The 24,812-nt window shown below is 42.7% G+C and carries 37 protein-coding genes and 1 tRNA gene; 27 read left to right on the top strand and 11 right to left on the bottom strand.

Annotated elements, in window-relative coordinates; all coding sequences use genetic code 11:
* The first annotated feature begins 92 nt into the window (after positions 1-92).
* The 9 genes from ACJ28U_RS04570 (at position 93) to ACJ28U_RS04530 (ending at position 7,260) form a co-directional block, all read left to right on the top strand.
* Positions 93-644 carry a 5-formyltetrahydrofolate cyclo-ligase gene (locus ACJ28U_RS04570; protein WP_407618542.1) on the top strand — a complete coding sequence of 184 codons (552 nt, stop codon included), beginning with the start codon at positions 93-95 and terminating at the stop codon, positions 642-644.
* Between the two features lie 5 nt (positions 645-649).
* The gene (locus ACJ28U_RS04565) at positions 650-1,351 is read left to right on the top strand and encodes a rhomboid family intramembrane serine protease (RefSeq protein WP_407618541.1); all 702 of its coding nucleotides are present in this window, start codon (positions 650-652) and stop codon (positions 1,349-1,351) included.
* 13 nt (positions 1,352-1,364) lie between these two features.
* Complete coding sequence (locus tag ACJ28U_RS04560; RefSeq protein WP_010372349.1) at positions 1,365-1,571, top strand: YqgQ family protein; 207 nt, start codon at positions 1,365-1,367, stop codon at positions 1,569-1,571.
* 125 nt (positions 1,572-1,696) lie between these two features.
* On the top strand, positions 1,697-2,674 hold the full coding sequence (locus tag ACJ28U_RS04555) for an ROK family glucokinase (protein ID WP_010372352.1): 978 nt from the start codon (positions 1,697-1,699) through the stop codon (positions 2,672-2,674).
* Between the two features lie 235 nt (positions 2,675-2,909).
* A complete protein-coding gene (locus ACJ28U_RS04550) occupies positions 2,910-3,257 on the top strand; it encodes a hypothetical protein (protein WP_407618540.1) in 348 nt (115 codons plus the stop codon).
* Between the two features lie 363 nt (positions 3,258-3,620).
* Positions 3,621-4,553: a CHAP domain-containing protein gene (locus tag ACJ28U_RS04545; protein ID WP_407618539.1), complete on the top strand. Its 933-nt coding sequence runs from the start codon at positions 3,621-3,623 to the stop codon at positions 4,551-4,553.
* Between the two features lie 332 nt (positions 4,554-4,885).
* Entirely contained in the window at positions 4,886-5,734 is an 849-nt protein-coding gene (locus ACJ28U_RS04540) for a CHAP domain-containing protein (protein ID WP_407618538.1), read from the top strand.
* Positions 5,735-5,942: 208 nt separating this feature from the next.
* Positions 5,943-6,773: a CAP domain-containing protein gene (locus ACJ28U_RS04535; protein ID WP_043941861.1), complete on the top strand. Its 831-nt coding sequence runs from the start codon at positions 5,943-5,945 to the stop codon at positions 6,771-6,773.
* A gap of 100 nt (positions 6,774-6,873) precedes the next feature.
* Positions 6,874-7,260, top strand: coding sequence for a rhodanese-like domain-containing protein (locus tag ACJ28U_RS04530; RefSeq protein WP_043707726.1), 387 nt, complete (start codon positions 6,874-6,876; stop codon positions 7,258-7,260).
* A gap of 50 nt (positions 7,261-7,310) precedes the next feature.
* Here the strand turns inward: ACJ28U_RS04530 and ACJ28U_RS04525 are convergent, their stop codons facing one another.
* Complete coding sequence (locus ACJ28U_RS04525; RefSeq protein ID WP_010372363.1) at positions 7,311-7,493, bottom strand: DUF3042 family protein; 183 nt, start codon at positions 7,491-7,493, stop codon at positions 7,311-7,313.
* A gap of 75 nt (positions 7,494-7,568) precedes the next feature.
* Between ACJ28U_RS04525 and ACJ28U_RS04520 the strand changes: the two genes are divergently transcribed.
* The 8 genes from ACJ28U_RS04520 to ACJ28U_RS04485 all read left to right on the top strand — a co-directional run bounded on the left by ACJ28U_RS04520 (position 7,569) and on the right by ACJ28U_RS04485 (position 13,629).
* Entirely contained in the window at positions 7,569-8,180 is a 612-nt protein-coding gene (locus tag ACJ28U_RS04520; RefSeq protein ID WP_407618537.1) for a glycerophosphodiester phosphodiesterase, read from the top strand.
* Between the two features lie 14 nt (positions 8,181-8,194).
* A complete protein-coding gene (gene miaA, locus ACJ28U_RS04515; RefSeq protein WP_407618536.1) occupies positions 8,195-9,118 on the top strand; it encodes a tRNA (adenosine(37)-N6)-dimethylallyltransferase MiaA in 924 nt (307 codons plus the stop codon).
* Positions 9,119-9,183: 65 nt separating this feature from the next.
* Positions 9,184-9,534 (top strand): MerR family transcriptional regulator, encoded by a 351-nt coding sequence (locus ACJ28U_RS04510; RefSeq protein ID WP_010372371.1) that lies wholly within the window; start codon positions 9,184-9,186, stop codon positions 9,532-9,534.
* A 40-nt stretch (positions 9,535-9,574) separates the two neighbouring features.
* Positions 9,575-10,921: a type I glutamate--ammonia ligase gene (glnA, locus tag ACJ28U_RS04505; protein WP_099088445.1), complete on the top strand. Its 1,347-nt coding sequence runs from the start codon at positions 9,575-9,577 to the stop codon at positions 10,919-10,921.
* A gap of 144 nt (positions 10,922-11,065) precedes the next feature.
* Positions 11,066-11,938, top strand: a complete 873-nt coding sequence (locus ACJ28U_RS04500; RefSeq protein ID WP_010372378.1) for a hypothetical protein — start codon at positions 11,066-11,068, stop codon at positions 11,936-11,938.
* Positions 11,939-11,940: 2 nt separating this feature from the next.
* The gene (locus tag ACJ28U_RS04495; RefSeq protein WP_407618535.1) at positions 11,941-12,978 is read left to right on the top strand and encodes a hypothetical protein; all 1,038 of its coding nucleotides are present in this window, start codon (positions 11,941-11,943) and stop codon (positions 12,976-12,978) included.
* Positions 12,978-13,505, top strand: coding sequence for a dUTPase (locus tag ACJ28U_RS04490; RefSeq protein WP_106444717.1), 528 nt, complete (start codon positions 12,978-12,980; stop codon positions 13,503-13,505). Before ACJ28U_RS04495 ends, ACJ28U_RS04490 begins: the two co-directional genes overlap by 1 nt.
* A 50-nt stretch (positions 13,506-13,555) precedes the next feature.
* A tRNA-Arg gene (locus tag ACJ28U_RS04485) sits at positions 13,556-13,629 on the top strand.
* A gap of 87 nt (positions 13,630-13,716) precedes the next feature.
* Here ACJ28U_RS04485 and ACJ28U_RS04480 read toward each other — a convergent pair.
* The 9 genes from ACJ28U_RS04480 to ACJ28U_RS04440 all read right to left on the bottom strand — a co-directional run bounded on the left by ACJ28U_RS04480 (position 13,717) and on the right by ACJ28U_RS04440 (position 19,385).
* Positions 13,717-14,808: a site-specific integrase gene (locus ACJ28U_RS04480; RefSeq protein WP_407618534.1), complete on the bottom strand. Its 1,092-nt coding sequence runs from the start codon at positions 14,806-14,808 to the stop codon at positions 13,717-13,719.
* A gap of 293 nt (positions 14,809-15,101) precedes the next feature.
* A complete protein-coding gene (locus ACJ28U_RS04475; RefSeq protein ID WP_407618533.1) occupies positions 15,102-16,037 on the bottom strand; it encodes a type II toxin-antitoxin system PemK/MazF family toxin in 936 nt (311 codons plus the stop codon).
* Between the two features lie 87 nt (positions 16,038-16,124).
* Entirely contained in the window at positions 16,125-16,775 is a 651-nt protein-coding gene (locus ACJ28U_RS04470) for a hypothetical protein (RefSeq protein WP_407618532.1), read from the bottom strand.
* Between the two features lie 70 nt (positions 16,776-16,845).
* Positions 16,846-17,073, bottom strand: coding sequence for an SHOCT domain-containing protein (locus ACJ28U_RS04465; RefSeq protein ID WP_407618531.1), 228 nt, complete (start codon positions 17,071-17,073; stop codon positions 16,846-16,848).
* Between the two features lie 25 nt (positions 17,074-17,098).
* Complete coding sequence (locus ACJ28U_RS04460) at positions 17,099-17,422, bottom strand: hypothetical protein (RefSeq protein WP_407618530.1); 324 nt, start codon at positions 17,420-17,422, stop codon at positions 17,099-17,101.
* Positions 17,423-17,514: 92 nt separating this feature from the next.
* Positions 17,515-18,012, bottom strand: coding sequence for a hypothetical protein (locus tag ACJ28U_RS04455; protein ID WP_407618529.1), 498 nt, complete (start codon positions 18,010-18,012; stop codon positions 17,515-17,517).
* Between the two features lie 60 nt (positions 18,013-18,072).
* Positions 18,073-18,564 (bottom strand): hypothetical protein, encoded by a 492-nt coding sequence (locus ACJ28U_RS04450; protein ID WP_407618528.1) that lies wholly within the window; start codon positions 18,562-18,564, stop codon positions 18,073-18,075.
* Positions 18,565-18,603: 39 nt separating this feature from the next.
* Positions 18,604-19,020, bottom strand: a complete 417-nt coding sequence (locus ACJ28U_RS04445) for a hypothetical protein (RefSeq protein ID WP_407618527.1) — start codon at positions 19,018-19,020, stop codon at positions 18,604-18,606.
* A gap of 5 nt (positions 19,021-19,025) precedes the next feature.
* Positions 19,026-19,385, bottom strand: a complete 360-nt coding sequence (locus ACJ28U_RS04440) for a helix-turn-helix domain-containing protein (RefSeq protein WP_407618526.1) — start codon at positions 19,383-19,385, stop codon at positions 19,026-19,028.
* 278 nt (positions 19,386-19,663) lie between these two features.
* On the opposite strand from ACJ28U_RS04440, the gene ACJ28U_RS04435 reads away from it, so the two are divergent.
* Positions 19,664-19,900 carry a hypothetical protein gene (locus ACJ28U_RS04435; protein WP_407618525.1) on the top strand — a complete coding sequence of 79 codons (237 nt, stop codon included), beginning with the start codon at positions 19,664-19,666 and terminating at the stop codon, positions 19,898-19,900.
* A gap of 9 nt (positions 19,901-19,909) precedes the next feature.
* Positions 19,910-20,152 (top strand): hypothetical protein, encoded by a 243-nt coding sequence (locus ACJ28U_RS04430; protein ID WP_407618524.1) that lies wholly within the window; start codon positions 19,910-19,912, stop codon positions 20,150-20,152.
* Here the strand turns inward: ACJ28U_RS04430 and ACJ28U_RS04425 are convergent.
* Positions 20,091-20,471, bottom strand: a complete 381-nt coding sequence (locus tag ACJ28U_RS04425) for a DUF2513 domain-containing protein (RefSeq protein WP_407618523.1) — start codon at positions 20,469-20,471, stop codon at positions 20,091-20,093. The two genes, ACJ28U_RS04430 and ACJ28U_RS04425, sit on opposite strands and share 62 nt — an antisense overlap.
* A 73-nt stretch (positions 20,472-20,544) precedes the next feature.
* Between ACJ28U_RS04425 and ACJ28U_RS04420 the strand changes: the two genes are divergently transcribed.
* The 8 genes from ACJ28U_RS04420 to ACJ28U_RS04385 all read left to right on the top strand — a co-directional run bounded on the left by ACJ28U_RS04420 (position 20,545) and on the right by ACJ28U_RS04385 (position 24,805).
* Positions 20,545-21,306, top strand: coding sequence for an ORF6C domain-containing protein (locus tag ACJ28U_RS04420; protein WP_407618522.1), 762 nt, complete (start codon positions 20,545-20,547; stop codon positions 21,304-21,306).
* A 2-nt stretch (positions 21,307-21,308) separates the two neighbouring features.
* Complete coding sequence (locus ACJ28U_RS04415; protein WP_407618521.1) at positions 21,309-21,716, top strand: hypothetical protein; 408 nt, start codon at positions 21,309-21,311, stop codon at positions 21,714-21,716.
* A 10-nt stretch (positions 21,717-21,726) separates the two neighbouring features.
* A complete protein-coding gene (locus ACJ28U_RS04410) occupies positions 21,727-22,059 on the top strand; it encodes a hypothetical protein (RefSeq protein WP_407618520.1) in 333 nt (110 codons plus the stop codon).
* Between the two features lie 5 nt (positions 22,060-22,064).
* Complete coding sequence (locus ACJ28U_RS04405; protein ID WP_407618519.1) at positions 22,065-22,226, top strand: hypothetical protein; 162 nt, start codon at positions 22,065-22,067, stop codon at positions 22,224-22,226.
* Between the two features lie 2 nt (positions 22,227-22,228).
* A complete protein-coding gene (locus tag ACJ28U_RS04400; protein WP_407618518.1) occupies positions 22,229-22,417 on the top strand; it encodes a hypothetical protein in 189 nt (62 codons plus the stop codon).
* A 223-nt stretch (positions 22,418-22,640) separates the two neighbouring features.
* A complete protein-coding gene (locus ACJ28U_RS04395) occupies positions 22,641-22,823 on the top strand; it encodes a hypothetical protein (RefSeq protein ID WP_195556178.1) in 183 nt (60 codons plus the stop codon).
* A 3-nt stretch (positions 22,824-22,826) separates the two neighbouring features.
* Positions 22,827-23,984 carry a recombinase RecT gene (locus ACJ28U_RS04390; protein WP_407618517.1) on the top strand — a complete coding sequence of 386 codons (1,158 nt, stop codon included), beginning with the start codon at positions 22,827-22,829 and terminating at the stop codon, positions 23,982-23,984.
* Positions 23,985-23,986: 2 nt separating this feature from the next.
* Positions 23,987-24,805, top strand: coding sequence for a PD-(D/E)XK nuclease-like domain-containing protein (locus ACJ28U_RS04385; RefSeq protein WP_407618516.1), 819 nt, complete (start codon positions 23,987-23,989; stop codon positions 24,803-24,805).
* Positions 24,806-24,812: the final 7 nt, after the last annotated feature.

Below are 24,812 nucleotides of genomic sequence, written 5' to 3'. Positions count from 1 at the left end.
ATAATAAACGGTTCTTAGACTAAGAACTATTGTGATAAACTGGTACTTATGATTGTAAGTACCAGTTTTTTGGTAAGGGGGGAATCGGTTTGATGGAAAAAAAAGCAGTTAGACAACAGGCACTAGCCAATTTAGCTACGCTCTCTGATGCACAACGGGGATCGTTGATGCAAGCCGTTGTGACACAAGTGACGACATTGCCAGCGTGGCAATCAGCGAAAACGGTCGCACTAACGTTGTCTCAAGATGATGAAATACCGACCCAGTTACTGATTCAAACGGCGATGCTACAGGGGAAACGTGTGGTTTTGCCTCGCGTCCAACCCGGTCGACAGATGACCTTTATTGTAGTGACGCCAGCCACAACATATGAGCGGCACCGCTTCGGCATGTTAGAGCCAGTGGGGGATGAAGTTGTGGCGCCAACTGAGATTGACTTTGTGGTCGTTCCAGGATTGGCCTTTAGCGAAGCTGGTGACCGAATTGGCTTTGGTGGCGGGTACTATGATCGCTGGTTACCCCAAACCACAGCTCGGACAGTCGCATTGGCGCTGGCAGAAAATGTTTATCCCCAACCTAGTTGGCCGATTGAAACGACTGACCAACAAGTTGATCAAGTTTTAATTTTTAAAAATGAGGAATAATATTCATGACTAATGATTTCAAGCGGGCGTTTAAAGCGACGCCGGCCACCGCTGGTTTAGTGACCGTGATGGTGCTTGTTTACTTATGGGAAGTCTTACAAGCGCACAGCTTTACCATTAACTCACAAGTGTTATTTCATTCTGGCGCCCAATTTTCACCGGCTGTTTATCAGTTACACCAGTGGTGGCGTTTGATAACGGCAGGCTTTTTGCACGTGACGTTTTCCCACCTGGCTTTTAATATGATTACGCTATACTTTATCGGCCGGTTACTTGAGATTGAGTTGGGACCATGGCGTTTCCTGGCACTGTTTTTCCTAACAGTGATTAGTGGTAATTTGATGAGCCTGGCCTTTGGCGGGGTTAATGTCATTTCAGCTGGGGCTTCAGGCGGAATCTTTGGGCTGTTCGGTGCCATTGGTATGTTAGGGCTGTTGGACAAACGCCGCGCATACTGGCGTAGTCAGGCAAAATTGATGGGAATTTTTATCTTGTTATCAATTGTGTCGTCGTTTGCAACGCCAGATATTGATTTAAGTGCCCACATTGGGGGCTTGCTAGGTGGATTTATTCTGGTGCCAGCCTTTATTTCGGGCTTTCACTACACCGGCTTGTTTAAGGTACGCGTGTGGCACCGCTTATTAGCAGTGATCGTGTATCTCGCATTTTTAGCAGTGATATTTAGCATTGCGATAAATCGTATCTAAGGAGCGTGATGAGATGCGGACATTTTTGGATGTGTTAAATTTATTGAAGAAATACGATATTTATATTCACGTAGGTAACCGCTTATGGGATATTGAATTGGCGGCAATTGAAATTGACAATATGTATAAGGCTGGCTTGTTAGAAGCAAAAGAATATGCGCAAATCAAGTTAGTATTACGACATGAACACGAAGATGAAGAGCGACGCCAAGCCTTGTAAATCAACTTTGTAACCGTTTTCACTAAAATGCTTGTTTTAATTGGAAAATGCGTTATAATTAATAATGTTGAAAGCAAGAAAGCGATTACAAATATATTTTTTGAGAAATAACGAGGAAAGAACAGATGGCTAAAGACAAGCTAATCGGTGTTGACCTTGGTGGAACAACCATCAAGTTTGCCATTTTGACTGCTGAAGGTGAGATTCAACAAAAGTGGTCAATCAAGACAAACATCTTGGACGAAGGTTCACACATTGTACCCGACATCATTGATTCAATTAACCACCACTTGGACTTGTACCAATTGGATAAGGACCGCATCATTGGTATTGGAATGGGTACGCCGGGAACGGTTGACACTGAGAACGGAACGGTTCGTGCAGCGTTCAACTTGAACTGGAAGGAAACGCAAAACGTCCGCGAACAAATTGAAGCTGGTACTGGCTTGCCATTGACGATGGACAATGACGCTAACGCTGCCGCTTTGGGTGAGCAATGGCGTGGTGCTGGAAACAACCAACCAGACGTTGCATTCATTACGTTGGGAACTGGTGTTGGTGGTGGATTGATTAACGATGGTAAGTTGATCCACGGTGTTGCCGGTGCTGGTGGTGAGGTCGGTCACATGATCGTCGAACCTGGTGGATATTTGTGCACATGTGGTAATTACGGTTGCTTGGAGCAATATGCTTCAGCAACAGGTGTTGTCCACTTGGCACAAGATTTTGCCGAAGCTTACGCTGGTAACTCACAATTGAAGGCTATGGTCGACAATGGTGAAGAAGTGACGTCAAAGATTGTCTTTGACTTGGCAAAGGATGGGGATTACTTGGCAAATGAAGTTGTCGACAAGGTGGCTTACTACCTTGGTTTGGCTTCAGCCAACATCTCAAACATCTTGAACCCATCTTCAGTTGTTATCGGTGGTGGTGTTTCAGCCGCTGGTAAGTTCTTGTTGGACCGTGTTGCCAAGAACTTTAGCCAATTTGCTTTCAAGGCTACGCGAGACGTAACTGAAGTGAAGTTGGCAGAGTTGGGTAACGATGCTGGTGCATACGGTGCTGCTTCATTGGCCCGTAACTCAGATCGTACGATTGCCTAATTATAAATAGAAGTCATTAAAAACGAGTATCGTCACGATACTCGTTTTTTTGTGGCTATTTTTTAGCATATATAAGCTAAAACGAAATTATGTTTAAAAGTAAATTGAATAATGGAGAAGATTTGTAGTTGTACCACCGTTAAAATTACACACTGTAATAAGTCACGGGACACTAGGTCCAGAACAGTCACTATGGCAAGAAATATAGCGAACGTCATTAATTAAGGAGGCATCTATGCCATATAATAAATTTGATATAAAAGTTGGTAATGCGGCAAGTCAGAAAAATTTAGAAGAATTTATTCTATCAATTGATAATTACTTGGGAGAATTACTAGAAAAAATTCAAAAGATTGAACCGGATTACAACCCTTCTATTAAATACGGCTATGACCAACAACTCACGAGTGCAGAAAGCGCCAAAATCGATTGGACTCTTAGACATATAACCAATCACGATGAACGAGTACAGTGGCTCGGCACGTATTTTGAGTCAATAAAAGGATATGGAAAGCCTAAAGAATATTTGGAAAAGTGGACGGCCGCATTAGAAAAAGAAATTGCTGAATTTCCCTATGAATAGTATCTAGAATGCCTTTTTTTATAGGCAAATATGACGGCATTTACTGAAAATCGCCGAGATATTTGTAACAAAATGTAACATTGCACCTGTTTATGGTGAAATAGTAAGCTAATTCACAAAATGAAATATGCACGAATTATGAACATGGTATGAACGACTGAAACAAGACGTTGATGTAGCGCTGATTTACACGTGTGTGATTTATGAAGAATTTGTGCGTCACAGGTTGTTTGGCGCCTGTTATACGCCTGTTACGCGTCCTCGATAAGATAGATTATGTTGTTAAGGCAACGACGAAAACAAAAATCATAAACTTAAAAAAGTAAGACACGCTTTACACGAGCGACGAAAAGGGAGTTAATCATGCAAAACGTAACATCACGTAAGAAGTTGTACAAGTCAGGTAAGAACTGGGTAGCAGGTACGGTATTAGCTGCAGCGGCTTTGGTTATGCCAATGTTCCACATGGATGCAACATATGCTAATGAAGAAGTAGCACCAACACAAACGACGTCATCATGGCGTGCTAAGACGGTTGATCAGGTTGTCTCAGCTGTTCAAACAGCGGGTCAAACGTACTTGGTTCAAGAAGGTGACACGTTGTCATCAATTGCATCAGCAACGGATTTGACGGCTGAAGAAATTGCGGCTGCTAACAAGATTGATGACATTCACTTCATTGTGGTTGGTCAAACAATCGAATTGACTGGTGCCCCAGTTGAAGTAGCAACAGAGCCAGCTCAAGTTACAGAAACGGTTGCTCAAGTTGAGACACCAGCCACGGAAGTTGCCCCTGTTGAGGCACCGGTTGAAGCTGCACCAGTGGCAACGGAAGAGGTTGCCCCAGTAGTAACTGAAGAAGTAGCGCCAGTTGCTGAGACGGTGGCACCTGTCGAAGAAACGGCCGTTCAAGAAGTGCCAGCTCAAGAGGCAACGGTTGTAGAAGTAGCGCCATCATACAATGCTGATATGTCAGTAAATGGGGCCAACACGTATCCTGCTGGACAATGCACGTGGTTTGTTAAGAACGCTTTGCCTTGGGTAGGGAACTACTGGGGTAACGCAGCGGACTGGGCTAACTCAGCAACGTACGCTGGCCGTTTAGTTGATACGAATCCTACAGTTGGATCAGTTGCTGTGATGGCACCAGGCGTTGGTGGATCAGGCGGATACGGTCACGTGGCTGTCGTTGTTGCTGTAAATGGTGACCAAATTACGATTGAAGAAGGTAACTACGCTGGTTTGTCATATAACTCACGTACGCTTTCAAAGGCCGGCATGATGTTTGTACACTAATCGCAAATTTCACATACTTATAAATTGAAATAAAGTTGTCTGAACCCTATTGGTTCAGGCTTTTTTTATTACATTAAATATTACATTTTGTAATAAAACGTAATATTGTAGCCGGTTTTCACGTTTTCGGCGTGACATGTGTATCACGAAAGCGGGGTAAAACAATGAAATCCCTTGATATAACGGCATTTGTAGCTGCTTTCATTTTTTTAGTAACTGTTATACCAGTGTAACTAGGCCGTTAAATCAGGTTGATAGACTTTTTTATGGATAGAGGAAAGACGTTGCCGTAGCGACGCGCCTTAAATCGCATCAAGGGGATAATAAAGAATATGACAACTCAAAACATGACTAAGGGATGGTTTGTTGCTGCTGCAACGGCCGCCGCTGCAATTTTACCAATGACACACACAACGGCCGCTTCTGCTGAAGATTCAACTGCAAACAAGGCTGATGCAAATGCAAACAAAGCGGCCTCATGGCGTGCTAAGACAGTTGACGACGTGAAGGCGGTTGTCTTGTCAGCTGGTACTGAATACAAGGTGCAAACAGGTGACACATTGTCAACGATCGCCCAAGCAACAGGAGAAAGTGTTGATGACATTGCCAAGGCTAATGGTTTGTCAGATGTTCACTTTATCACGGTTGGCGAGACGTTGAAGTTGACGCCAGCAGATAAGCAAGATAACAACTCTGCCTCAGATGCCCTTAAGCAAGCAGCTGCCTCAGCAGACAAGGCTGCTAGTGCAGCTGCGCAAGTTGCAACGACATCTGCAGCCGACGAGACGCAATACACGAACACGGGTGCAGTTGCTTACGATGCAGCGTCACAACCTGCCGTTGCTGCGCCAACGTATGATACGACTGGTAACACTTACCCAGCTGGACAATGCACGTGGTTCGTTAAGAACGCCTTGTCATGGGTTGGTAACAACTGGGGTAACGCTTCTGGTTGGGGTGCTTCAGCTGCGGCAGCAGGTCGTGTAGTTGACGCAACACCAGCTGCCGGTGCGGTTGCTGTCTTTGCACCTGGTCTTGACGGCGCAGGTGAATTGGGTCACGTTGCGGTTGTTGATTCTGTTAACTCAGATGGTACGATTACAATCTCAGAGGGTAACTACGCTGGATTGGCATACCACGTTCGTACGATTTCAGCTGCTGGCATCCAATTTGTCCACTAATAATAATGACGAAAAACCAAGTCCATTTTTGGGACTTGGTTTTTTAATTTGAAATGAAGGATTTGTTCTTGCAATTTTTCGAGCATTCTGTTAATTGCTTTGAAGCGCGGATGTAAACAACTAGCAATAATTATTTACTATACTTTTGTAAGTAGATTAAAAGAGAAGAAAATAGATAAGAAACGCTATAGGGAGAAAAACGATTCTTATGGAAAAAGTATCAGTAAATAAATCAATTAAGGGAATGGCCTTGACGACGGCTGCGGTTGCAGCAGCTGTCTTGCCATTTATGCACACAAACGCAGCGTCAGCTGACGACTCAGCTAAGGGGTGGCGCAGTAAGACAGTTGACGAAGTACGGACAACTGTTAAGGACGCTGGACGTGTATATGTTGTACAATCTGGTGACACGTTGTCAACGATTGCAGCAGCGACGGATCGCAGTGTGGACGATATTGCAAAGCAAAATGACATTACGAATGCCAACATGATTGAAGTTGGCCAGAAGCTTGATTTGGTGTCAGAAGCACCAGCAACAAGTGTTGCGGCGTCAGTAGCGCCAAGCGAAGCGTCATTGGCCCCAGCTGCATCATCTGTTGCGCCAGCCAGTTCAGTTGCTTCACAAGCATCATCAGCTAGTTCAGAAGCGCCAGTCGCAACGAGTGCAGCTACATCTACTGCGCCGGTTGCGACAGTTTCACCAGCCAGTGCGGACGCAACGTTGAATGCATTGAACGCCTTGCGTGCTTCAGCAGGATTGCCACAACTCGTTTGGGATGATGGCCTAGCTGCGTCAGCAACGGCACGTGCCGCATCAATGTCACAAACAGGTGTTGATCAAGCACACTATTCAGGGGCAGTGGCCAATGAAGTTGTGGCAGCTGGCTTTGGTGCCGGACAAGATGTTATTTCTGCTTGGTTTAACGAAACAAACATGACTGGTGTGCCAAACGGGCACCATGATTGGGAGATGAATGGTTCATTCACGCGCGTCGGCTTTGGCTACGTTAATGGCTGGATTGTTGGTCACGCTGAATAATTGAAGAAAAAACAAAGTCTGCCAAAGGTTGGCAGACTTTTTCTTTAGGTTTTGTTAAAATGGTAATTAACATGATTAACGAAACGGGGATTTGAGCAGTATGTTGCAAGCATTGTTTGTCTTGATTTTAATTTGGGTTATTTGGACAGTTGGTACAATCATCTGGACACGTACCACGTTGAAGCGCGCGGCAACGGTATTGAAGTCAGAAGAATTTGAAAAGCAAAGTCGCGGTCAACAATTGATCGATATCCGCGAACCGGCAAAGTTTAAGGCAAAGCACGTCCTAGGTGCACGTAACATTCAATATGCCATGTTGAATGAAAACCACACTGCTTTGCGTAAGGACAAGCCTGTGTTCTTGTACGACGAGAACATGCAATTTGCAGCCCGTTTGGCACGTAAGTTGAAGAAGGACGGTTATAACGAAATTTTCGTCCTCAAGAATGGGTTTGCCGAATATAACGGTAAGACAAAGTCTAACTAATGAAAAAAGGTTTGGGATGTACATCCCAAACCTTTTCTTTATGTGCTTGATTAAAAACGAGCGCCGTGTGAGTGAGCAGCCTTACGAGCAGCCTTGCGTTCTGTCTCTTCGAACTTAGCTTCCTCTTCTTCCAAAGGCTTTACAGCAACCTTGTGGAAAGTCAAAGCAGCGGCTGCGGCAGTAGCTAACGTACCGGCAACACCAGTCAAAATCCCCAAACCAAACTTCTTCATGATGTGGTTCCTCCATTTATTTGTTAAGATAAGTTTAACATATTTAACAAGAATTAAACTACTGAGGTTCGTGAAATGTCTGTAAACAAAACATTAATTATTGCACACCGTGGCACACATCGCGACCGAGGTGACGAAAATACGCTAATTGCCTTCCAACGGGCGATTGCTGCGGGCGTTGACGGCCTTGAAGTTGATGTCCAATTGTATGGTAATCGATTAATTTTGAAGCATGATCAGGATGGCGTGGTACCGGCGAATGTTGCGACATTTGGCGATTTTTTGACGTTGATTGCCACAACGCACTATCAAGGGTTATTACTAATTGAATTAAAGGGACGGGTAGGAGCGGAGCAATTGTATCGCGAGTTGCAGGCGAAACAATTACCGAATGCCGTGATGCTGCAGTCATTTCAAGAGTTACCCTTGCGAAAGTGGCGTCGCTTAGATGCGAACGTACCAATTGGTTATTTGCGGCATGTGCCGAATATGGTGAGCTGGCGGTTGTGGCAGGATGGTATTATTCAGCAAGTTAACCTGGATTATCGTTATTGGTACCTTGCTTGGTTAAGACCATTCGGCGTGAAGACTTATTGGTGGACCCCGAATACGCGCGGGTGGACAACATTACTCCGGATGTTAGGCGTACGCGGTATCATTACGGATATTGCAACAAAAATTTTATAGGTGAATGAGTAAAAATGGATAAATTAATTGTCATTGTTGGGCCGACAGCGGTTGGTAAAACCGCGTTATCTTTGGCCTTAGCTCAAGCTGTTGATGGTGAAATTGTATCAGGTGACTCGATGCAAATTTATCGACGGCTAAACATCGGGACGGCGAAGGCAACACCGGCGGAACAGGCACAAGCACCGCATCATATGATCGACATTGCTGAACCAACCGAAACGTATTCGGCGGCCCGTTTTGTGCAGGAAGCCCAGCAAGCGATTGCTGAGATTACGGCCCGGGGTAAGGTGCCAATTTTGGTTGGTGGCACCGGCTTTTATGTGCAAGCGTTGTTGGGCGATAAGCCACTAGCAGCGGTTGTTGATATTCAAGATGACGCGTTTACGGAGAAGTGGACGCAAATTGCCCGTGATGAGGGGGAAGCGGTATTGCGTGATGCTTTGCGCAGGGTGGACGCGGTGAGCGAGGCCCGAATTTTACCTGGTCAGATTCGCCGATTAGTGCGTGCTTTACTAGTGAGTGATCATACCGGCAAGCCTTTCTCTGAGCAAAAGCCAGAGCCAAAGCGGCTGTATGATGCCTTTATTATCGGTCTAACAACTGATCGACAAGTGATATATGAACGCATTAATCAACGTGTCGACGCCATGATGACGCAAGGAATTTTGCCAGAAGCAGAAATTGCGATGGCTTTACCAGCAGATAGCACAGCTCGAAAGGCGATTGGTTACAAGGAACTGTTTGGCTATTTAGCTGGTGACGAATCATTAGAACAAGCAACGGAAACGTTGAAACAGGCATCACGCCGGTACGCAAAACGGCAGATGACGTGGTTCAATAATCAGTTTACGGACATTCATTGGTTTGACTTAGTTCAGAAACCGTCTGAAATAACTGACATTAAAGAAGCGGTAAAACGGTTCATGTCAGAATAGCTGACATGATTAAAAATTTCACATATAATCGGTGGTAACATGCTAAGCATAGGGGGTCAGAACGTATGGGTGGACGAGAACTTCGTCGCGATTTGGCGGTATTGCCGATGAGCGTCGTACGTGAACTGACTGACTTATCTGATCGACAAATTCGTTATTATGATCAGCAGGGTTTAATCACGCCGCAACGGGGGGCTGGTAAACAACGTCGTTTTTCATTAAATGATGTAGACCGGTTAATTGAAATCGCAGATTATTTGGATGCTGGGTATTCAGTGTCTGAAATTCATGAGGTTGATGCGAAGAAGCAACGCAAGTCAGCTGAAAAGCCTGAACCAAATGAAGAAAATCTACGACACATGTTGGCGGATGAGCTGCTGAAAATTGGACGTTTTAATGGTCAGCGTAAGTTTTGACATTTCGTTTTAATTGCTAAGTTATCAAAAGGAGATATAGATGGTTCGCAAAGCATATACCAAGGATGATATTCGTCGCATGATTGCAGAAGAAAACGTAGAATTCTTGCGACTACAATTCTCAGACGTGTTTGGTACAATCAAGAATGTTGAAGTACCAGTTTCACAACTTGAGAAGGTACTCGACAATAATTTGATGTTTGACGGTTCTTCAATTGAAGGGTTTGTCCGCATTGAAGAGTCAGATATGTACCTATACCCAGACTTGTCAACGTTCATGATTTTCCCATGGGCGACTGACTTGCACGGTGGTAAGGTTGCTCGCTTGATTGCTGATATTTACACGGCAGACCGCGAGCCATTTGCAGGTGATCCACGTAGCAATTTGAAGCGTGTCTTGCAGCAGATGACGGAAGATGGCTTTAAGTCATTTAATATCGGAACGGAACCAGAGTTCTTCTTGTTCAAGCTGGATGAACATGGTAACCCAACGATGAATTTGAATGACAAGGGTGGTTACTTTGACCTAGCACCACTTGATCTTGGAGAAAATACACGTCGTGAAATCGTGTTGGAGATGGAGAAGATGGGCTTTGAAGTTGAAGCGGCCCACCACGAAGTTGCGCCAGGACAACACGAAGTTGACTTTAAGTATGCGGATGCACTTGATGCGGCTGACAATATTCAAACGTTTAAGTTGATTGTGAAGACGATTGCGCGTAAGCACGGTATGTACGCAACCTTTATGCCTAAGCCAATTTCAGGTATTAATGGTAATGGTATGCACACGAACATGTCTTTGTTCACCGAGGAAGGTAATGCCTTCTTTGATGAAGCTGGTGAGTTGCAATTGTCTAAGACGGCTTATAACTTCTTGGGCGGTATTTTGGATCACGCGGCCAACTTTACGGCTATTACAAATCCAACAGTTAACTCATTCAAGCGTTTGACGCCGGGCTTTGAAGCACCAGTTTACGTGGCTTGGTCAGGCTCAAACCGTTCACCAATGGTTCGTGTCCCAGCTTCACGTGGTAACTCAACACGTTTGGAATTGCGTTCCGTTGATCCAACCGCTAATCCATACTTGGCCTTTGCTGCTATTTTGGCAGCCGGCTTGGATGGCATTGAACGTGAATTGGAGCCAACACACGCTGTTGACCGTAATATCTACTTGATGGATGAAGGTGAGCGCAAGCGTGCAGGCATTACTGATTTGCCAGATACTTTGCTAGCAGCTGTGAACGACTTGGATGAGGATGAAACGATCAAGGCTGCCTTGGGTTCACACATGTCACGGACATTTGTGGATGCAAAGCGTCTTGAGTATCAAGCTTACCGACAAGAAGTATCGCAATGGGAATTGGACACATATCTCGAGCAATACTAAAATTTTCGTTAAATGTTCTAAAAAACAACGCCGACCGGGGAAAGGTTGGCGTTTTTCTTTAAGGTTAGGTTGTATGATAGAACTATTAAGATGTTAGTGTTATGACATGAGTTTTAGGACAACCACACACGAGGAGGGGTTGAGATGGAGAACACGCCATACTTGAAGACGGACTTGCCGTCAAATCAATCCGTATTAAATGGAAAACTACAAGCAAAATTAGACTACATCGGGGATATTCAGAACGCTGTTGCGACGAATGATGATCGCCGGGTATATGAATTATTAGATAGCCAAAAGTACAACACGAAGATTCGACAGACGCAAAACGCGGCCTCAAACCGTGCCTTGTCAGTCTTGGTGGATGATATGCAGGATGAATTGAGTCACCATTTGGGACAGCAATTGATTCAGTATTTGTCAGAAAAGTTCCCATTCTTTTATTACGAAGAAACGCAATTGGGTGTGTTCCAATTGTTCTTTGGAAATTGGTGGGATCGCCGTCATTTCGGTATTCTTGATCCATTAGCTGTAAACTTTATTTTCAATGATCAAGAATATGAAAAGTTGGCACGTGCCGTTGAATTATCAGAGGCTGGCCAACGTTATAACGCGCAGGTCATTGAAGATACCACACGAGCTAATGAGGCGTTGCAACAAATTGTGGCTGATCAAAATCAACGTGATGCTGAACGTGCCCAATTGATGGCCCAACTGGCGTCGAGCGAGGACCGTGGTGGTATTTTTGGTAATCGTTCACAAAATGAGCAGCGTGAAGTGTTGAAGGAACGTTTGGCCCAATTGGATGCTGCGGACGACAAGGCGAAAGAAGTGCCAGAGTTAATTGCAGCAAACAATGCCCAAATTTTGAATCTATCAAAGGAAGATACGATTTTGATTTACGAACAACGTGCCATCTCAGATACGTTTGGTTCATTCGCAAACTTCCAAGAAGCAGTTGCGTCATTATACGAAACGTATGTGACGTATTTGGCTGATGCACAAGGAGGTAAGTAATTATGACAGAACACCTTCGTGAACGCGTAGTCGCATATGCTGACTTGTTGACAGATGACATTGGTCAAATTCAACAATTGTTGGCGCAAGTACGTGAATTAGCTGAATCACAAGAACCAGCGCGTGTGCACATGCTGGCCGAGCGTTTAACGGCAGCGCATCTTGATACGGACTGGGTCCTTGTGCCACGTCAATACAGTCCGGCAGATTGGTACATGTTGGCGATGGATCGGTTTATGAGTTTCGCTGGGATCCCAGCGTACGATATTTTGACGCCAGCTGAACGTGAAGAACTAACGCTGGTACCAACTGAATTGGAAGTGCCAGCAACATTTGAGTTCGTTGTGAACGACGATCCAAATGGTGGTGCCTTTTTCGTTGAGCTTGGGACGAATGAACGTTTGTTCTACTGGTCATTAGAGCGCAAGCAAATTTTGTTTAACGCCGATGCCATTACGAACTTGTTGGTTGAAAACTATCGTAAGAAGACGACCGCACCACGCATTCGCACAGTGACGACATTGTTGACTGAATTCGGTCGTTACATGGAACGCGAATTTGGTTACAAGGTCGATTACAACATCTTGGAGACCAAGGATGATTTCTTGTATCCACTGGTTCAGACTGAAATGCCAGCTGGTATGTTGGATCGTTTGTTTGTGTTGTCAGCAGATTCAAACTACTTCTTGCAAAACATTCCAAATGGGGCCGGCCTGGTACTTGAACAGGGTGTTGAAGTCCGTATTTTCTATGCAAATGATGCCACGGCTATTGGGGCACAACGTTGGCACTTCCAAGTGATCGATGGTCACGATGCTGTTTCATGGCTTGATATTTTGTTGGATTACGACTTCATTGGTGCTTGGTACTTGAAGGAGCGTCATTACTTGGCTGTCGAAAGCGATGAATTAGTTTTCGGTTTGCAAGGCAATCGTGCGTTGAAGAATTACGGGGCATCTGCACCAGTTAAGTCTGAGGCACCACAAGTGGAAGTGTTGCAACCGAACACGACTGAGACTGATGGGGAGCCGGAAGCATAATGGCATTGGATATTGCATTATATTTACGGCAAGCGCGTGACGCTTATCGGGTTGTGGCTTATGATTGGGAAAATCCAATTAGCCCCAAAGATGTCCTATTAAATGATTATTTAAATTTGGATATTACGCTAGGTACGCTGATGCGCCGGGTTGATGCGGTGAATGGGGATGTACCCCACGATGCTGTTGTGACGGGTGAAGCAACGATTGTTGATTTGTATGCTACGGCCTTGAGTCAATTTTTGTTGATTAGTTTAAAGCAACAGTGGACGCATTTGATGGTGTTGGAAGACGCTGATATTGAGAAGTTTGCCCGTTTTCCACAAATGCGGTTAGCCCATCAATTTATGGGCATTAAGACGATGCTGTTAAACAGTTATCATCAGAAGCGCCAAAGTGATTTCGCCCACGCTTGGCGGTCATTTATGAAATTGGGATTATTTGAATTGCATTTAACTGAGGAAGAACTCGCAATAGCAATTTCTCATGTTTTGGATGCTTCTGACCTTGATTCACCAGCGTTTTAACCGTACAATAGATGAGGCGATAGTGAAATGTTGCCTCATCTATTTTATATGCAGCTGTAGCACAACTGGATAGTGCACTCGGTTTCTACCCGAGCGGTTGTGGGTTCGAGTCCCACCAGCTGCATTTTTATATAAGTTTATAGGCCGTGGAAACGTTGATTTAACAGCGTTTCTGCGGCCTGTTGTTTTTCTGTGTAGCACTTTTGTAGCACTAGAGGTTAGAAAGTAGATTAATTGACTTATCAATTTCAGAATTTCGACGTGTTTTAAGCAAATGGCTATATGTGTTGAGTGTGATTGTCGTATTTGAATGACCAAGCCTTTCAGAGACATAATGTAAATCAACGTCATGAGCCAACAACCAAGAAGCATGAGTGTGACGTAAACCGTGAAACGTGATAATTTTAGTTGCACCTATATCGTCTAAATCGCGACGTAGCTGTTTATTTGCAGCGTTGCTAGTTGGCGGAATATCATTCTTGCCTTGAAAGACAAAAGTTGTATCTGGATGAAGCTGGTGCCAATCATATAGTTCGTCCATGTATGAAGAAGGCATATCAATGTTTCGAATGGACGACTTTGTTTTTGTGGGCTTGAATTCCTTGTAAAATTGATCCCAAGTTGTTTCAATCCTTATGAAGCCTTTTTCAAAATTGACATCCGGCCACTCTAGTCCTGCAATTTCCGCATATCGGGCGCCTGATTGCAAAGCAGTTATGATCATCATATCCGTCACTGCTCTAATGGATAGTGGTTTGGATGAAATGTAGTCGGCCAGAGCCTTCATATCATCTTCTTCGAGGAACTTTAGGTCAGCAGACTTAGGTTCCTGACCAGTGATGTTAGTGCGATACGTAAAGTCTTTAGAAATATAACCATCAGCAATCGCAGCTACAGCAACTTGTTTAATTAGTGTTCTCATTTTACGGGCGGTGTTAACCCCGTGTGTTTTCCCAAATGAATTCAAGAAGCTTTGAAAGTTAATACGAGTCACATCCTCGATTTTTGTTTTAGGAAAATAATCTCGTATTGATTTACTTACGTATAAGTACCACCTTGATGTTGCTTTTGCTATGGTAGGGGCTTTAAATGTAACGAACCAGTTATCATAAAAATCTGCGAACAGCATATCTGAACGTAATGTGAGCGTGTTATTTTGCTTTGCGACCTCCATTTCATTTGCCCAGCCTTTAGCTTGAGCCTTAGTTTTGAACCCAGACTTTGTTTTACGCCGACGTTTTCCATCTTTAATGACGAATATGTTGGCGGTCCACGTATTGCCACGCTTGTAGATACTTGCCATTAGGATAAACCTAACCTTTCTATAAAAGTAAAGGGCAGTTTAACGACTTACCCGGGTCGTAGATGATATAATAACTGACTGTTAACAATAAATACGTATCGTTTATTGTCAGACATTTTGATTTGCTACGCGCGCACTTACCGTTTAACGACAGGGAGTGCGCGCTTTTTTTAAAACATAAAAAAGCGGTAACCCGTAAAGGGTTACCGCAAAAGGTAGGCGCGAAGGCCTTAAATCTTTTTCATAGGTGCGCGCTAGGCGCTTTCGATAACTAAATATTACAGGTTTTGTTTTTAATTGTCAACTTTTTTGAAATATAGTTGTTTTATACCGTCTTCGATTGCGTTTAATGTTTCCGATGAAACTTTAATTTTTCCAATCGGATCAAACTTGTTGATCTTACGAATTCTCCGTTTGCTAACAGTCGTTATATCCATTGGTCGGGCGAAAGTCCGAAGATTGTACTGCTTGTACTTATCAAAAACTACAAATAAATCCTTAGCATTTTTTATCAAACTATCGAATTTTGCACCGTGAATATAGGAATTAAGCATTTCTCCAGTGACCTCTTTTTTTGAAACTCCTTCTGTTTGGGCTATATATGTCTTGACATAATCCAGAGAAGTTTTGAAGTCGGATAATTCTTGAACCATTCGATTTGGCCAGCCGTCTGGTAATGGAATTCCGTTACTGGCATTCGCAGGTGTTTCTGGCTCTGTATTGCTTTTGATATCTGTTATAGATTCTACAAGCTCGGTTGGATTTGTAATTTCATGATCTGGATCTAACTTATTTAACAAAGTATCCAATACCACCTTTTCGGCAATTGGTACCTTTAATATGTCGTAGAGTGCTTGGCTCAGAAATTCCATACTAGTTTCCTGGATGGTGTTTGTTAGCTCAATTGTGTTTGCGTGCTCTTTAGATGTGAGGGGGATAACGGTCAGTTTTTCATTGTTCTTTGAGTCAAAATTATTAAGAACCACTGAAAAGTGTGGGCCGCTAAATTCACCGCCAATATTGACGCCATAGTCAACATAGATGATTGCACCGCGTTTATATGTTTTTTTGTTTCGTTTGACTTTTCGGCGCACTTCATCCAATAGGTACCGGCTTTTATTAAAAGTCCAATGATGAAGCATAGAGTATTTCTTTTCGCCTGAAGATTGAACTTCTTTGAAGTTTTTATTAGCTTGGTCAAACTTCATATTTACAGAGTTATTGCTCATTTTATCCTCTCCTAAATGATTATTAGTTTAGAGACATCACGGTCATATGTATCCCGCAGAGCGGGTGGTATGCATTTTGATTAAAGGCTACCAACCTTCCCAACCAGCTGGCAGGTTAAATACAAATTCAATGAAGTCGTGACCAAGTTGTGTCACTGCATAATCTGCTTTGATTTTAGTTTTCTGATTATGCAAAGCGGTTTCTGATTCGATAGTTGTTTCCATCAGTCCGTATGAAACAAGAACTTGAATAGCTGCATTTGAAAATTCAGCTATTTTGTCATTTAAGGCATACCAATCATCCGAATCCAATCGCCCGCTCTTTAGTTTCATCATCTCAAGCACGGGAGCAGGAACATTGTTTAAAACAAAGGTGAAGTAGTCGGCTTTATCCCAATCGAAATCTTCATCGGACAATATGACGTTTTTTAGTGATGTTACATAATGTTCTGTCTTTTTTGAGTTTTTGGGTAATTGACCGTCACTTAGCAAAGTAGAAAAAACAATGACTGCTTCCTCTGGTTTAGATTTTATTTGATTCAAAGTTGCTTCAGCTTCAGTGAGTCTTTTATCTAGTTCGGTTAACAACTCCTGTAATTTTCGTTCACGTATACTTGACTCTGTTGCGTTAAGAAACGTTTTGATGGCAGCAAATCCAGGAATTAATTCCAAAGCAGAAGCCGTTGCTCCAGACACTAAATCTTTATTCGTAATATCTGATAATTTAAAATCATCCATAACGGAGCGACTTCCTTTTCTTGATTAAATATTCAGCGTATGTATCCCGCTAACTGAGCGGGGACAAAGATTAGCCAAGTAATTCAGCCTTCTTACGATCGAAATCATCTTGTGTGATGATGCCGTCATCAAGTAGTGACTTAAGTTCACGTAGATCGGCCAAGTTGCTATTTGAGGATGCCTTTATTTCAGGTTGGACATTCTTTGCATCCATGCGTTCCTTTAAAGTGGGGTAGTTATCAATTGCAGCGTGGACGTTTGGCAAGTCATCTTTGATCCATGACAATCCAACTGTCATGGTGTACATGATGTGTTCAGTAGTTTTACCGTCTAAAGAGTTGATAATCAACTTTTCTCCGTCGAACATTAATCATGAATGACTTCTTGTATGAAATGGCACCTAGTTGGTCGATAGGAATAAACTTGTCATTATCAGTGAATTGGTTTGTTAGACCAACTCCCATGAATAAAAGACCGTCATCTTCAAAGCTGATGATATAAATTTTGTTGAGCAAAGCGTTCCAGCCGCCAATGAGGTATTCCATCTTGTTGCTTACTTGAACGTATGCAAGTCGACTAGTATCGTCAGAATAACCAAGACTGACTTTCTTCGCAGCGATATTGCTTAATTTAACAGCACTTACCATTTAACCAATTCTCCTCAAGCTTTTTACGTCAATCCTGTCTGGACGTTGATATGTATCCCGCAGAAGCGGGAATGAACTCAAACATAAAGGGATTAATCAGTGTAATCGTTCCCGATGCCATTAAAGGCGTCGATGTTGGTTTCATCGTTGTATGCATCGTAGTCATACAATGCCATTTCATTGTTTTCAGGATTTAAAATGATAATTTCAATTGGTTCTGCGCTTTTGGTCATAGTTTTTGCCTTTTTGGCTTGCTTACGAATAAGAGCAGTATAATCATTCCAATTTGATAGTTCATCAGAATCTAATTCGCCGTCAGTCATATAAGTATCAGCGTATTCTGACATTAAATCAGCGTTATCTTTAGTAGGAAGAATTGCCATAGCCTCAAGCTTTGGCGACCATCGAACCTTTGAATCAGCAAGATAATTTTGTAGATATTTTGCATATGCCTTATATGTCATTTTCTTTTTACTTTTTGCGTATACACTAGTGTCGTTGCCCGTTGACATTAGTGTTGGTTCAACTATTGAAGAACCAATAATAGTTGACGCAAAAACAGAAGCCCCATATTTAACTAGTTTATTCATATAAACCTACTCCTTAGCTTTTAACGTGATTCACGTTTGCACGTATTCTTTGTAATTTACTTATTTATACTGTTTAACAAACTCAATAACCCGTGTTTTTTTATCCGCAGTGTACGTGTTGAACGTTTTTACTTCCCAATTCTTTATTAGCTCGTAAAGAGTAGTAGAGTTATCAGTACGGACAAATTGTTTTGCAATTTTGATAGTTTCCTCGTTCATCATTTTCATAATTTCAGGTGTAAAATTTGATCCAGATGATAGCCACGTATTGTAGTCCATAATAACTTCACTCTTGTTACGGAGTTGGCTTGCAGTTAATGACTTAGTTGGGATACTCTCAGTGTCAGGGAGTGCCTTAACATAAAGAATCCAGCTTGTTAGTACTTGATCAGCGCCGTTGGAATTATCGAATAATAAAAATCCTGTAATAGTTGCATCTAGTAAATCTGAATCTATTGATGGATGCATTTGTTCAATTTCTAAAATTAGTTTCCTTTTCAACTCTGGATGTTTGGAATCAACATGCTTTATATCTTGCATTGTTAGCGTCATTTTCTAATCCTCTCTATATATGAAAAATAACCGTTGAATTTATGTGTGCCTAACTGCTTCTTCGACAATTGACTCAAAACTACTAGGAAGGTGAAACCACTCCATAAAGTCGTAATAATTACGACTTTCTAAGGGGATGTCCTCGAAGATGATTTTGGCCAGTCGCCAAACCATACCGCGGTTAGCGATTCGCTCAGCATTATTTTTAAACCCGATACTGAAGGTGTAGCTTCTTGCTGACCCGTCGCCATCTAGAACGTGTGATAGCTCGTGAGCTTTACGAGCAACGACTGGTATTTCAGTATCTGATAATTCATTGATGACCATCAGGGGTTGTTTACCATCTCTAATGAATACAATGTCAGGATCGTATGGCTCAAGTTCCTCGTAAATCATTCCGATACCAGCAGCATTAATTTGTGCGTCAATTCGTTCTTCTAATTCTAAAAAATCCATAAGCACTAATCCTCGTCACCATCTACAATTTTCAAGATGTCGAGGATTTTTCTTTTGGCCTTGTCGGAAAGTTCCTTACCTTGGAATTCCATGACAACACCTTGTTTTCGGAGTGCTTCGTCTAAGTTGATGTGTTCAGGAGTGTCGTCATTAGCTCTAGGGTACATCTCATCAGTATTACCCAATAAGTAGTCAACACTCACATTTAATTGATCAGCTACAGCTTGGAGTGACGCAGCGGAAGGCTTTTTAGTTTTCCAGCCGTATATTACGTTGGGCGACAGGCCAGCTGCTTCAGATAATGTCTGTAAACTGCTAAATCCGTGCTTTTTTGAAACTTCTTTTACTCGTTCAAACAGCGTCATATCAATGTTTCTCTACTTTCTATGTTTTAAATCACACTTTAGATATGTCTTGGGGTTGTTTTCCACTTTTCAGAGTGGTAATATAATCATGTACAAAAGTTCTTTACAAAAAGCGGTGTACAAAAGACGTGTTCTAGCAAGAACGAAGCGCTCAAAAACATAGGTGTTTACTGCGTCTTTCGTGCGCTTATTTACTTGTATATATTACCACTCCGTAGAGTGGGTGTAAACAAAAGAAAAGAACAAAAGTACACCAAAACGTGAAAGGAGCACAAATTATGGTGGCAATCACAATCAACCAATCATACCTTGATCGCGTTGGACGACTGATTGGTGAAGTATACGCTGCTCAAATGACTGAAAAGGAAGTTTATGAGCACCTGGGCGTATCTAAGACAACTTGGGTCAACGTGAAGAAAGGTGTTGCCGGTAGCGCAACAATCAACAACGTGTTGAATGGGGCGGAGCAATTTGTTGGTGGAGTTCTTCGCGAACGTCGCAAGCAAATGAGTTAGGAGACCAATATGAAAGACGTGATTTTGTATTTTTATGATGATGAGCAGCGTCGAATTCCTGTTGAACGTTTGGATCATGTTCCATTTATTTGGGGCAGTTATCACGACAACCTTGTTAAGGATGCACCGGCGCTTAAAGAAAAAGAACTCTACGCCTTATATGAAGGCACAGAGTTCTTGGTTTGGCCAACTAACCCAGACCAAAATACTTGGTCATCGCGGCTTGTGCTAGGGAAGACAGAACGCCTATAGAAGCAGTTCCGCCAACTTCAGCTACTGATGATTTTACTTTTGACCAAATGTCATCATAGCGAATGTTGTTCAGGAATTCATTTCCTTGGAATTTTAGCTGTCCGATCATAGTCCCGTAAATTTGAGGATCAATATCAGCGTGAACAAATCCCGCCTCCTTCAATTGAATTACAACGAAGTAAGTTTCTTCCATGGAGTGAGATTTGAGTTTTGGAGAATGTTCAATAAGCCCTGCTAAAGAGAATTGCGCAGTTACTGGAAAAGGCGCTTCTTCAATAGCAATCATCACATCACGAAGATAATCAATGTCAAGTTTCATGTTTATAAACCTTTCGTCAGATTTTGAGGTTAATCCTCATGTTAATAATATCAAAAAACAAAGGAGGCCAATTATGGCAAATGAAGTACAAATCTTCAACGGGTTGAAGATTAAAGAGGAAAACGGACAAGTTAGGTTCGATGCAGAAAGTGCAGCAATTGGTATGGGAATCACGCAAGAAAAGAACGGGGTCATTTATGTTCAATGGAAGCGCGTAAATAACTACCTAAATAACGTTTCCGCACATGTGCGGAAAGATGACAATTCTCCACTTGTGGGGAAAGGTGATTACATCACAGAACCACAATTCTACAAGTTAGCAATCAAGGCAAATAACGAAACCGCTGAACGTTTTCAAAATTGGGTGACTGAAGAAGTCTTGCCAAGCATTCGAAAGACTGGTGGTTACCAAGCACAATCAATGACCGAAATGGAAATTGTAGCTGCAAGTGCCAACAAGTTGGTTCAACAAGAAAAGCAAATCGCACAAATTGAGGAGCGTCAATCTTCAACTGAAAGTGATTTAGCTGAACTGAAAAACCAAATGGGATTGCCTAGCTCAATGCGCCGTCGTTTTACTAAAGCTCGCAACAAGCGTGTAGCAGAAGTGATGGGTGGCTATTACGGGGCTGCTTATCAAGCTAAGACAGTACGAAGTGCAGTGTATAAGCAACTCGAACGTGTCGTTAAGAATCGTTACGACATTGAATCGTATGGTGATTTGCCGATTGCGAAGTTTGATGAAGCTATGCGTATCGTTCAAAACTGGCAACCTGATGAAGTATTGATGTTTGCAATCAACGGTGCGAATGAGCAAACACTTTTGGAGGCATAAACATGACGACGACGGTAGTGATTGTGATTGCAATAGTGGCGGTAGTGATTGAGCACAAGCTTAGTGGTCGTGTGATTAATGAACTAAACGCTGAAAATCATTCGCTTGTAGACAAACATAACTCACTTGTTGATGAGTACAACAAAGGGCTTGCGTTATCTAAAGAGTCAAATGAGTTAAATCGTGAACTCTTGTTACAGCTATATGCATATCTCGAAATGTTCGGTGTAACGGTTGAACCTAATGATCCTTTTGCATTTCAAGATCAAGTGAGATTAGCAGCAGTTGCGAATGGTTCAGACACAGAAAAGATTGGGCCTAAATTCTTTGAATGGATGTTGTACAAGCATGACCACGGAACACTTGATGAGGCGACATGGCAATCGGTATTGGCAATGCCAAGAAAGTGAGGTGAGAACAATGGCAGAACAAGTAACTCTTCAATTGCCGAATGACATGTTGATGCAATTGGGTGCTCAAGTATTCGAGCAGGCTGTTCAAATGGCTGAGCGCAACATCATGCATGGTCATCAATTTGTTCAAATGTACCGTACGAAGAGCACTCCTGATAATCAACCAACCTTAGAAGATTATCTAGGTGCGATTAGCATGGCAGATTTCAACACATACTGGCGGACAAGGATTGAAGCTGAGCCCGGCCTAACCATTAAAAAAGGTAAGAGCCAGTTGTTGTATCACGGTTACAAGATTGCGTTGTATATCGAAGAACATGCTGACGAGGTGGTGAGGTGAACGGAATGGCAATTGGATATGCATTAGCCGGAATTGCAGCAATCGCAGCAGTTACCGCATGGTTGGTTGATTTTATTGATAAATGGTTTCCAGTGCGACCACGAGATGTTAAGCACATTGAGGCTTACACAAATGCACAGGCAAAAAATAAGTATATGGAGGATTAACAATGAATGACGGATCTATCTTGGTCATGATTTGGATGGTTGCAGCTGCAATTGGAGCATTCATGATGTTGGCCTTGTATGAGTTGGGTGAACGTTTCATTCAACGTGTTTGGCTTAAGTCATGGGGCCCACGAGTATATTTCGCTGGTCGGGCCTTGATTAAGGGTGACGTAAGAGTTTCTCGTAAGTAACTGAATAACCGTGTCCGTCGTTCAACTAGGATGTTGAGTTACTGTAACGAAATGTTTTCATAAGTGATTTCGTTTCGACATCCGAGTTGAGCGACGGACAGAAAGGTGGCTCAAATGTTTTATGTATCAAAAAAGCCATTAACGACTGCAATCGCTAATGGCTTGGGTAATGAATTTCGAACGTTCAATTACCCTTCAATTTTATCACATGGGAGGAACGTTTATGCCAAATGATTTGTTAGAACCGTTGAATGACGCTGAACCTTGGGGCGAAGATTTCGAAGGTGACGAAGTTCAACGAGGAGATGAAGGCTGGATGATTGATTCAGAATTTGTCCCAAATGATAAGGCAAAGATGGTTCGATATTTCGAACTGAACGGGAATCGTGTAAATACGGAGGAATAAGAAATGACAGAACAAAACTTCAATGTAACGACGACACAGACACAACAGTTGATTGCTTCATCCGTTGCAAATGATTTCAAGGGATTGGTTGAAACACAAGGTTTCAAGGTTCCTGAAAACTACCACGTAGCTAACGCATTGCAAGAAGCTGTGGCAATGTTGCCAACAATCAAGGGAATTGAAAACGTGACACCAGATTCAATCAAAAAGTCACTGTTCGACATGGTTGTTCAAGGATTGAGCCCAGCAAAGACGCAAGTGTACTTCATTGCATATGGTCGTCAGTTGCAAATGCAGCGATCATACTTCGGTACTCAACAAGTTCTAAAGCGATTGCCTGAAATTGCAAATATTGCCGCGTTCATTGTCCACGAAGGTGAAGATTTCCAAGTCGATTACAACGAAGACGGCGAGCTGATTGTCAAAGAACACCACACGGATTTCATGAAGCTGGATAACCCAATTGTTGGTGCGTATGCAGTAATCACTAAGACTGATGGTACAAAGCAATACGAAGTCATGACTAAGAAACAAATTGATGCTTCTTGGGGTCAATCACGTCAATTGAATGTGCACAAGAAGTTCCCGGAAGAAATGGCAAAGCGAACAGTAATCAATCGTGCTGCGAAGAACATTATTAACACGACTGATGATGAAAGCGCATTGGTAAATGCAATTAACGGAACCACTGCAAATGAATTTGTGCCTGATCCACGAGATGTGACACCTGAAGTTCAGGAAAAGCCAAAGGGTGCATTTGCTCGTATGGCGAAAAAAGACCCCGTGAAGAGCTTTGAAAAAGCTCATGAACAAACTCATGCAGAAGAGCCAGAAAAGGCAGTGGAAGCCCCACAAGAGCCAGCAGATACATCAGAGCCAGGAGGGACAGACGAAGTTGTTGCTCCAGAAGGTAGTGTGACAAACGCTCACACAGTTCCAGAAATTAAGGCATGGCTAGAGGAACGTAATATCCCATATCCACCAAAGGCTAACAAGCAAACGTTGTTGAACATGGCTGCTGAGTATGAATTCAACATGACAAATCGTCCAACAACAGATGATGAAGAGCTAGATATGCCAGATGAACAACCTGATTGGGTTCCGGAAGAAACCACACAAACGGAATTCAGCACGGCTGACTTGTTCCAACCGGAGGAGTAATTATGACAGAAGAATATGACTACTATGATCCACGTGATGCATTCGTTCATATGCATGCTTCAACGTTCAAGAATTTCTTGTTTGCTGGTGAAGCTGAAGCATTGGCTCAAATGCGTGGTGAATATGAAATTATCCCAAATAAGACGGCTTTGTTAGTAGGTAACTACTTGCATTCATACTTTGAGTCTGCTGAGGCACACCAACAATTCAAGGAAGAACACCCTGAAATCATTTCTACTCGTGGTGCTTCGAAGGGACAGCTAAAAACGGAATACAAGCTCGCTCAGGCAATGATTGACCGTATCGAAGCTGATGAAAACATCATGGCGCTTGTAGATGGCGCACCTGACAAAGAGTCAGTTATCGAAGGTGTTATTGATGGTGTTAAGTGGCGTGGGAAGCTGGATGCAGTCAATTTTGAAGAAGGGTATTTCGTTGACTTCAAGACAGTTAAGTCGTTGAAAGAGTACCACGGCTTAATCGGTGGTGAATGGTCAGAGTACTATGGCGAATACGAAAACTTCTTTATCGGACGTGGTTATCACCTACAAATGGCCGCTTATCAAGAGATGTTGCGCCAAATGACTGGACGAGAGTTTGAGGTCTACATTGTGGCCGTCAGCAAGGAAGATGAGCCACTGGCTGATGTTTATCAGATTTCACAGGAAACGCTTGATGCGGGTCTAGAAGAAGTCAGGACACATCAACCACGAATTGTTCAACTGATTAATGGTGAGGTTGAACCGGAAAACGTTAACACCTATAGCCGACTATATCGAACCAACTTCCGAGTTGATCCAGAAAATGTAGTGACGCTGTAGTGAATAA

Origin of the sequence: Weissella sp. MSCH1 (assembly GCF_045799135.1) — a bacterium.
GTDB lineage: Bacteria > Bacillota > Bacilli > Lactobacillales > Lactobacillaceae > Weissella.
The sequence above is the reverse complement of the archived record's forward strand: the minus strand, read 5'-3'. Positions and strand labels throughout refer to the sequence as shown.